Annotated in this window: 11 protein-coding genes and 1 pseudogene; all 12 read left to right on the top strand. The window is 54.8% G+C overall.

Annotated elements, in window-relative coordinates; translation table 11 throughout:
* A partial coding sequence (locus HPS55_RS13665) for a TraG family conjugative transposon ATPase (RefSeq protein ID WP_172325060.1) occupies positions 1–804 on the top strand: 804 nt, incomplete at its 5' end.
* A gap of 29 nt (positions 805–833) precedes the next feature.
* On the top strand, positions 834–1,214 hold the full coding sequence (locus tag HPS55_RS13660) for a DUF3876 domain-containing protein (protein ID WP_172325058.1): 381 nt from the start codon (positions 834–836) through the stop codon (positions 1,212–1,214).
* Positions 1,215–1,237: 23 nt separating this feature from the next.
* On the top strand, positions 1,238–1,867 hold the full coding sequence (locus tag HPS55_RS13655; RefSeq protein ID WP_005850484.1) for a DUF4141 domain-containing protein: 630 nt from the start codon (positions 1,238–1,240) through the stop codon (positions 1,865–1,867).
* Between the two features lie 3 nt (positions 1,868–1,870).
* The gene (gene traJ / locus HPS55_RS13650) at positions 1,871–2,875 is read left to right on the top strand and encodes a conjugative transposon protein TraJ (protein WP_117986540.1); all 1,005 of its coding nucleotides are present in this window, start codon (positions 1,871–1,873) and stop codon (positions 2,873–2,875) included.
* A 31-nt stretch (positions 2,876–2,906) separates the two neighbouring features.
* Complete coding sequence (gene traK, locus HPS55_RS13645; RefSeq protein WP_004308925.1) at positions 2,907–3,530, top strand: conjugative transposon protein TraK; 624 nt, start codon at positions 2,907–2,909, stop codon at positions 3,528–3,530.
* 4 nt (positions 3,531–3,534) lie between these two features.
* Entirely contained in the window at positions 3,535–3,843 is a 309-nt protein-coding gene (locus HPS55_RS13640) for a TraL conjugative transposon family protein (RefSeq protein ID WP_172325056.1), read from the top strand.
* Positions 3,824–5,173 (top strand): conjugative transposon protein TraM, encoded by a 1,350-nt coding sequence (gene traM / locus HPS55_RS13635; protein WP_172325054.1) that lies wholly within the window; start codon positions 3,824–3,826, stop codon positions 5,171–5,173. Before HPS55_RS13640 ends, traM begins: the two co-directional genes overlap by 20 nt.
* Positions 5,174–5,229: 56 nt before the next feature.
* A complete protein-coding gene (gene traN, locus HPS55_RS13630) occupies positions 5,230–6,216 on the top strand; it encodes a conjugative transposon protein TraN (RefSeq protein WP_172325052.1) in 987 nt (328 codons plus the stop codon).
* Positions 6,217–6,218: 2 nt separating this feature from the next.
* The gene (locus tag HPS55_RS13625) at positions 6,219–6,794 is read left to right on the top strand and encodes a conjugal transfer protein TraO (protein ID WP_172325050.1); all 576 of its coding nucleotides are present in this window, start codon (positions 6,219–6,221) and stop codon (positions 6,792–6,794) included.
* 8 nt (positions 6,795–6,802) lie between these two features.
* A complete protein-coding gene (locus HPS55_RS13620; protein ID WP_172325048.1) occupies positions 6,803–7,675 on the top strand; it encodes a toprim domain-containing protein in 873 nt (290 codons plus the stop codon).
* Positions 7,676–7,693: 18 nt separating this feature from the next.
* Positions 7,694–8,200: a DUF3872 domain-containing protein gene (locus tag HPS55_RS13615; protein WP_172325046.1), complete on the top strand. Its 507-nt coding sequence runs from the start codon at positions 7,694–7,696 to the stop codon at positions 8,198–8,200.
* Positions 8,197–8,526, top strand: a pseudogene (locus HPS55_RS13610) (lysozyme); the annotation flags it as partial. The gene HPS55_RS13615 and the pseudogene HPS55_RS13610, both read left to right, overlap by 4 nt.
* Positions 8,527–8,630 lie beyond the last annotated feature (104 nt).

Genomic DNA, 8,630 nt, shown 5'->3' with positions numbered 1-8,630 from the left:
ACCTTCTACGAGTACATGCGCGACGACTACCGCAGGGAACTGGCGGAGCGTGACATCAAGGTGGAGAAGGAGGACTTCAACATCGACAATATGCTCACCACCATGCGGCAGTATTACCGGGGCGGACGCTACGACTTCCTGCTCAACTCGGCGGAGAACATCGACCTGCTGGGCAAACGGTTCATCGTCTTCGAGATCGATTCCATCAAGGACAACCGCGAACTGTTCCCGGTAGTGACCATCATCATCATGGAAGCCTTCATCAACAAGATGCGGCGTCTGAAAGGGGTGCGCAAGCAGCTTATCGTGGAAGAGGCTTGGAAGGCTCTTTCTTCGGCAAATATGGCTGATTACCTGCGCTATATGTACAAGACGGTGCGCAAGTATTTCGGGGAGGCAATCGTGGTGACGCAGGAGGTGGACGACATCATTTCCTCGCCAGTCGTCAAGGAGAGCATCATCAACAACTCGGACTGTAAAATCCTGCTCGACCAGCGCAAGTACATGAACAAGTTCGACCAGATTCAGGCGTTGCTCGGACTGACGGAGAAGGAGAAGTCGCAGATACTCTCCATCAACATGGCGAACAACCCCTCACGGCTCTACAAGGAGGTGTGGATAGGCTTGGGCGGCACGCAGTCGGCGGTCTATGCTACCGAGGTCAGTGCTGAAGAATATCTGGCGTACACCACCGAGGAAACGGAGAAAGTGGAGGTGTACCGTCTGACGGAGCAATTGGGCGGCGACATCGAAGCCGCCATCCGGCAGCTTGCCGAAAGGCGGAGAAACAAGAACAATCAATAAACCAATTATCAACGAAAAAAGAAAAGCGTATGAACATATCAAGAATGAAAATGCTGCAAGTCAGCAAGTGTCTGATCGGACTGGCGGTCATGGTGCTGCAATCCTGCGACGTGGCGGAGAACCGCTGCGACCTGCTGTGCGGGAACTGGGAAAGCGTGGAGGGCAAGCCCGACGTGCTTATCTACAAGGAGGGCGAAGCCTACAAGGTGACGGTATTCAAACGGAGCGGCATCCGCCGCAAATTGAAGCCGGAAACCTACCTCTTGCAGGAGGAGAACGGCAACCTGTTCATGAACACCGGCTTCCGCATCGACGTGGCGTATAACGAAGCCACCGACGTGCTGACCTTCTCACCCAACGGGGACTACGTGCGTGTGAAGCCGCAGCCGGAAACTCCGGCAGAAAAATAACAACCGCTAAAATCCAAAGAAACATGAGAACAAGAATAACATTCGTCATCTGCCTGTGTCTGCTTTTCGCGGGCAGGGCTTCCGCCCAATGGGTCGTGAGCGATCCGGGCAATCTGGCGCAGGGCATCATCAACGCCTCGAAGAACATCATCCACACCTCGAAGACCGCCACGAACATGGTGAACAACTTTCAGGAAACGGTGAAAATCTACGAGCAGGGCAAGAAGTATTACGACGCCCTCAAATCGGTGAACAATCTGGTCAAGGACGCACGCAAGGTGCAGCAGACCATCCTGATGGTGGGCGACATCACGGACATCTACGTGACCAGTTTCCAGAAGATGCTGCGCGACGACAACTTCACGGTGGAGGAACTCGGAGCCATCGCCTTCGGGTACACGAAGCTGCTGGAAGAATCCAACGACGTGCTTACGGAACTGAAGAACGTGGTGAACATCACCACGCTCTCCATGACGGACAAGGAGCGCATGGACGTGGTGGAACGCTGCCACTCCAAGATGAAACGTTACCGCAACCTCGTGAGCTACTACACCAACAAGAACATCAGCGTGAGCTACCTGCGTGCGAAGAAGAAAAACGACCTCGACCGCATCATGGGGCTGTACGGCAGTATGAACGAAAGATACTGGTAGCCTATGGAGTTCGACAACCTTCACCAGATTCTCCGCTCGCTCTACGAGCAGATGATGCCGCTGTGCGCTGACATGGCGGGCGTGGCGAAAGGCATCGCCGGGCTGGGCGCGCTCTTCTATGTCGCCTACCGGGTATGGCAGTCGTTGGCGAGAGCCGAACCGATAGACGTCTTCCCGATGCTCCGCCCCTTTGCCGTCGGTCTGTGCATCATGTTCTTCCCTACGGTGGTGCTTGGCACGATAAACAGCGTCCTCTCGCCCGTCGTGCAGGGTACGGCGAAACTGCTCGAAACGCAGACTTTGGACATGAACAAGTACCGGGAGCAGAAGGACAGGCTGGAATACGAGGCGATGGTGCGCAATCCCGAAACCGCCTACCTCGTGTCCAACGAGGAATTTGACAAGCAATTGGAGGAATTGGGCTGGTCGCCCTCCGACATGGTGACGATGGCGGGGATGTATATCGACCGGGGGATGTACAAGATGAAGAAGGGCATCCGCGACTTCTTCCGCGAGATACTGGAACTGATGTTCCAAGCCGCCGCCCTCGTGATAGACACCATCCGCACGTTCTTCCTCGTGGTGCTGGCGATACTCGGTCCGATAGCCTTCGCCATATCGGTATGGGACGGCTTCCAAAGCACGCTCACGCAGTGGATATGCCGCTACATTCAGGTCTATCTGTGGCTCCCCGTGTCGGACATATTCAGCACCATACTCGCCAAGATTCAGGTGTTGATGCTCCAGAGCGACATCGAGCGCATGCAGACCGACCCCAACTTCTCGCTGGATTCCAGCGACGGGGTGTATATCGTGTTCATGATTATCGGCATCATCGGCTACTTCACCATTCCGACGGTGGCGGGCTGGATCATCCAAGCCGGTGGCATGGGCGGCTACGGGCGCAACGTGAACCAGATGGCTGGACGCGCCGGAGGCATGGCGGGCAGCGTGGCGGGTGCTACCGCAGGAAATGTGGTCGGACGTGCCGGGAAACTGCTGAAATAATCAATGTGCAATTATAAACGGAAAAAGTAAAATGGAATTCAAATCACTCAAAAACATCGAATCATCGTTCAGGCAGATACGCCTGTTCGGTATCGTCTTCCTCTCGCTGTGCGCCGTGATAACGGTATGGAGCGTGTGGAGTTCCTACCGCTTCGCGGAGCGGCAGCGTGAGAAGATCTATGTGCTGGACAACGGCAAGTCGCTGATGCTGGCTCTCTCGCAGGACTTGTCGCAGAACCGTCCGGCGGAGGCAAGGGAACACGTGCGCCGTTTCCACGAGCTGTTCTTCACGCTCTCGCCCGAAAAGAGCGCGATAGAGCATAACGTGAAACGCGCCCTGCTATTAGCGGACAAAAGCGTGTACAACTACTATTCGGACTTCGCCGAGAAGGGGTACTACAACCGCATCATCGCCGGGAACATCAACCAAGTGCTGAAAGTGGACAGCGTGGTGTGCGACTTCAACGGCTATCCCTACCGTGCCGTGACCTACGCCACGCAGAAGATCATCCGGCAGAGCAACGTCACCGAGCGCAGCCTCGTGACCACGTGCCGCCTCTTGAACTCGTCCCGTTCGGACGACAATCCCAACGGTTTCACCATCGAGGGATTCACCATCATCGAGAACAAGGATTTACAAACTATCAAAAGGTAACTACATGAAGAAAATCAGGAAATCATTTTGGAGCGCGTACTGGAAGTTCCACGACAAGAAGAAAATGCTGGTGGCAAGGCTCAAAGGCTATCTGGACGGCTTGCCCCCGAAGACACGCAGGCGCATCGTGCTGGCGATGCTCGCCGCCTTCGCGGTGCTTGCCCTCTACACCTTCGGCAAAGCCGTCTATGACATCGGCAGGAATGACGGCAGCCGGATAGTAACAGACCATGCCGGACAGGTGGAACTGTCCGTAAAGCCGGACAACAATCATAATGTAATACCTTATTTATATGGAACAGACGAAGAATGAACCTAAAAACGAGAACAAGGCGGCTTCCGACAACGGGAAACCGAAGAAGGAGCGCAAGCCGCTGACCGAAGCCCAAAGGCTGAAACGTCAGAAAATGATAGTGCTGCCCGCTATGGTGCTGGTATTTATCGGGGCGATGTGGCTGATATTCGCCTCGTCTTCCGACAAGGAGCAGCAGCCGGGAACGGGTGGTTACAACATCGAGATGCCCGACGCTGACAAGGCGAACCGTCAGATCATCGGCGACAAGGCGAAAGCCTACGAGCAGGGGGCGATGGAGGAACGGCAGGAGAACCGCAGCCGCGCCATGCAGGAACTGGGCGATATGTTCGACCGCGAGGTGGCGGAAACGGACGGCGGCAGGGACTTCGACCTTGCCAATCCCGGAGGCACGGAAGAGAACGTGAAGTCCGCTCCGAAGACCATCCAATCCTCCGCAGCCGCCTACCGTGACCTCAATGCCACGCTCGGTAACTTCTACGAACAGCCGAAGAACGACAACGCGGATATGGACGAATTGTTGGAGCGTATCGCCTCGCTGGAATCGGAACTGGAGAGTGAGAAAGGCAAGGCGTCCGCTATGGATGACCAAGTGGCACTCATGGAGAAGTCCTACGAACTGGCGGCGAAGTACATGGGCGGTCAGAACGGTACACAGCCACCTGTCGGACAGGCGGCAGAGCCTTACCCCGTGCAGAAAGCCGGAAAGAACACGGCTGCACCTGTCAGGCAGGTGGCGCATCAGGTGGTATCCTCGCTCTCGCAGCCGATGAGCAACTCTGAATTTGTCGCCTCCTTCGCGCAGGAGCGTAACCGCAGTTTCAATACGGCGGTGGGTGTCACGACCGTATCGGACAAGAACACCATATCGGCGTGTGTCTATGGGGCGCAGAGTGTGACGGACGGGCAGGCGGTAAGATTACGGCTGCTGGAGCCGATGGAGGTAGCGGAAAAAATCATTCCCCGCAACGCGGTGGTGGTCGGCACGGCAAAGATTCAGGGCGAACGGCTCGATATTGAAATTACTTCGCTGGAGTACGCAGGTACGATTATACCGGTAGAACTGGCGGTGTATGACACGGACGGACAGCCCGGCATCTTCATTCCTAACTCGATGGAAATGAATGCCGTCAGGGAGGTTGCCGCCAACATGGGCGGCTCGCTGGGCAGCAGCATCAATATCTCCACCAACGCCGGGGCACAGCTCGCCTCCGACTTGGGCAAGGGGCTGATACAGGGCACGAGCCAGTATATAGCCAAGAATATGCGTACCGTCAAGGTGCATCTGAAATCCGGATACAAGGTCATGCTTTATCAGGACAGAGATTGAAAACAGAAAAAGTAATAACAAACCATTTTTTATTTACCACTAAAATCCAAAGTAAAATGAAAAAAGTAATCATCATGCTTGCCCTCGCTATGGGCATCGTAACTGCCAACGCGCAGGAGAACGTAACCGTTGGAACGGACAACGTAAGTGAACAACCGACTTTGACAAAGGAGGTCTATCCGCAGAAGGAGGCGGACGGCGACCTGTATCACGGTCTGACAAAGAAGCTGACCTTCGACCGCATGGTTCCTCCGCACGGCTTGGAAGTGACCTACGACAAGACCGTCCACGTCATTTTCCCTTCGGAAGTGCGCTACGTCGATTTAGGCTCGCCCGACCTGATTGCGGGCAAAGCCGACGGAGCGGAGAATGTCATCCGCGTAAAGGCTACCGTGAGGAACTTCCCGAACGAAACCAATATGTCCGTGATAACGGAGGACGGGAGTTTCTATACTTTTAACGTGAAGTACGCCTCCGAACCGCTGCTGCTTAACGTGGAGATGTGCGACTTCATCCATGACGGCGAGAAGGTGAACCGCCCGAACAACGCGCAGGAAATCTATCTGAAGGAACTGGGCAGCGAAAGCCCGATGCTGGTGCGCCTTATCATGAAGTCCATCCACAAGCAGAACAAGCGCGAGGTGAAGCACATCGGCTGCAAGCGATTCGGTATCCAGTACCTATTGAAAGGTATCTACACGCATAACGGTTTGCTCTATTTCCACACGGAAATCAAGAACCAGAGCAACGTGCCTTTCGATGTGGACTACATCACATGGAAAATCGTGGACAAGAAGGTGGCGAAGCGTACCGCCGTGCAGGAGCAGATCATCCTGCCGCTCCGTGCGCAGAACTACGCCACCTGCGTGCCGGGCAAGAAGAGCGAGCGCACGGTATTCACGATGGCGAAGTTCACCATCCCCGACGACAAGTGCCTCGTGGTGGAACTCAACGAGAAGAACGGAGGTCGCCATCAGTCTTTCGTGATTGAGAACGAGGATTTGGTACGTGCCAATACCATCAACGAACTTCAAGTGCGCTGACCATGAGAAAGTACATCGCAATCATCATCGCGTCGCTTGCCCTGTTCACGGGGCAGGCGCACGCCCAGCGATGCCTGCCGAAGATGCAGGGCATCGAGGTCAGGGCGAATCTGGCGGACGGCTTCAAACCCGGAAGCAACGACGGCGGGTACAGTTTCGGGGCGGCTCTCTCCACCTACACGAAGAAGGGTAACAAATGGATGTTCGGAGGGGAGTATCTCCTGAAAAACAACCCGTACAAGGATACCGCCATACCTGTGGCGCAGTTCACGGCGGAAGGCGGCTACTATTTCAAGATACTTTCCGATGCCCGTAAAATCGTGTTCGTCTATGCGGGGGCTTCGGCTCTCGCCGGGTATGAATCGGTGAATTGGGGCGAAAAGGTACTGCATGACGGCTCGACACTGCATGACCGGGACGCCTTCGTCTATGGCGGTGCGCTGACGCTCGATGTGGAATTTTACGTGGCTGACCGTATCGCCCTGCTCGCCAACCTCCGGGAGCGTTGCCTGTGGGGTGGCGACACGAGGAAGTTCCATACCCAATTCGGGCTGGGCATCAAGTTCGTCATCAACTGATACGTGGCATGGAACGGACGGACATAGACACCATGAGGCAAATATCCCTCGCGGACTTTCTCGCACGGTTGGGACATGAGCCTGTCCGAAGGAGCGGAAACGAGCTGTGGTATCGTGCGCCGTACCGCAATGAGCGCACGCCCTCTTTCCGCGTAAACGTGGCGAAACGGCTCTGGTACGACTTCGGTTTGGGCAGGGGCGGTGACATCTTCATGCTTGCCGGGGAGTTTCTCGGAAGCGGCAACTTCATGGCGCAGGCGAGATTCATAGCGGAAACCGCCCGTATGCCGCTTGCCGCAGCAGAAAAGCCGTTGTACCTGCCGGAACCGTCCGAACCTGCCTTTGAGGGAGTGGAAGCCGTCCCGCTGTTTCGTTCTCCACTGACGGACTATCTGGCGGAACGAGGCATTCCTTACGCTGTCGCATCACGTTACTGCTGCCGACTGAATTACGGTGTGCGTGGCAAACGATATTTTGCCGTCGGTTTTCCGAACGTGGCGGGTGGATATGAGATCCGCAGCCGCTTTTTCAAAGGATGCGTGCCGCCGAAGGATGTGTCGCTGGTCAAGGCGGAAGGCTCTCCGGCTGACGTGTGCAGCGTTTTTGAAGGCTTCATGGACTTCCTTTCCGCTGCCACGCTCGGATTGGAAACGGGTGACTGCTTTGTGCTGAACTCCGCCTCCAACGTGGAAAAGGCGGTGAAGTATCTGGACGGCTACGGACGCATAGACTGTTATCTCGACCATGACGAAGCCGGACAGCGCACGTTGAAAACGCTGAAAGGACATTATGGAGAACGTGTCTATGACCGTTCCGCTCTCTATGACGGTTGCAAGGACTTGAACGAGTATCTGCAACTGACAACCAAAAAAGAACAATAACTTAAAAATCAAATGATAATGAACATACTGAACAACAAGAATAAGAGAACATCAATCTTCAAGACGTTGACAATCTGCCTGTTCGCTGCCGTGTCGCTCACGCTCGTGTCGTGTGACGACGACATGGACATACAGCAATCCTATCCCTTCACGGTGGAAACCATGCCCGTGCCGAACAAGGTGACGAAGGGGCAGACAGTTGAAATCCGCTGTGAACTGAAAAAAACGGGCGATTACGCCAACACCCTCTATACCATCCGATATTTCCAGTTCGAGGGAGAAGGCACGTTGAAAATGGACAACGGCATCACGTTCCTGCCCAACGACCGCTACCTGCTCGAAAACGAGAAGTTCCGGCTGTACTACACGGCGCAAGGTGACGAGGCGCACAACTTCATCGTAGTGGTGGAGGACAATTTCAGCAACTCCTACGAGTTGGAATTTGACTTCAACAACCGAAACGTGAAGGATGACGGGGCTATCTCTGTTGTCCCCATCGGAAACTTCAAGCCCCTTACACGATGATGCGTGTATTCATGGCTATCCTCTGTTCGCTTCTGGCGGTCTGTTCCGTGTCCGCACGGGACAGCCGCCATGAGGGAACGGACGGGCAGGCTGCTATCTATCGGTTGCCGCCATTTGAGAGGGCTGTGCGATGCACGAAGTATTTTGAAGGCTGGCACTCGGAAAAACATCATCCGTATGTAGGGTATGGACATCGGTTGCAGCCGGGCGAAAGGTATTCGGCACGAACCATGACGAAGTGGCAGGCGGACGCGCTTCTTCGTAAAGACCTACGGAAGTTCTGCGCAATGTTCCGGCAGTTCGGACGTGACAGTCTGCTATTATCCGAAAGTTAGGATAAGAGCAGTTATCCCAACTTCATTATTATCCCAACCAAAGAGGTATATATCCTGTAAAACAGATTATTATATACGATTATGGTTGGGATAAT

The sequence above is a fragment of the Xylanibacter rodentium genome, from assembly GCF_013166575.1.
Taxonomy (GTDB): Bacteria; Bacteroidota; Bacteroidia; order Bacteroidales; family Bacteroidaceae; genus Prevotella; species Prevotella rodentium.
Note: the sequence above shows the minus strand (reverse complement) of the source record. Positions and strands in the feature narration are given on the sequence as shown.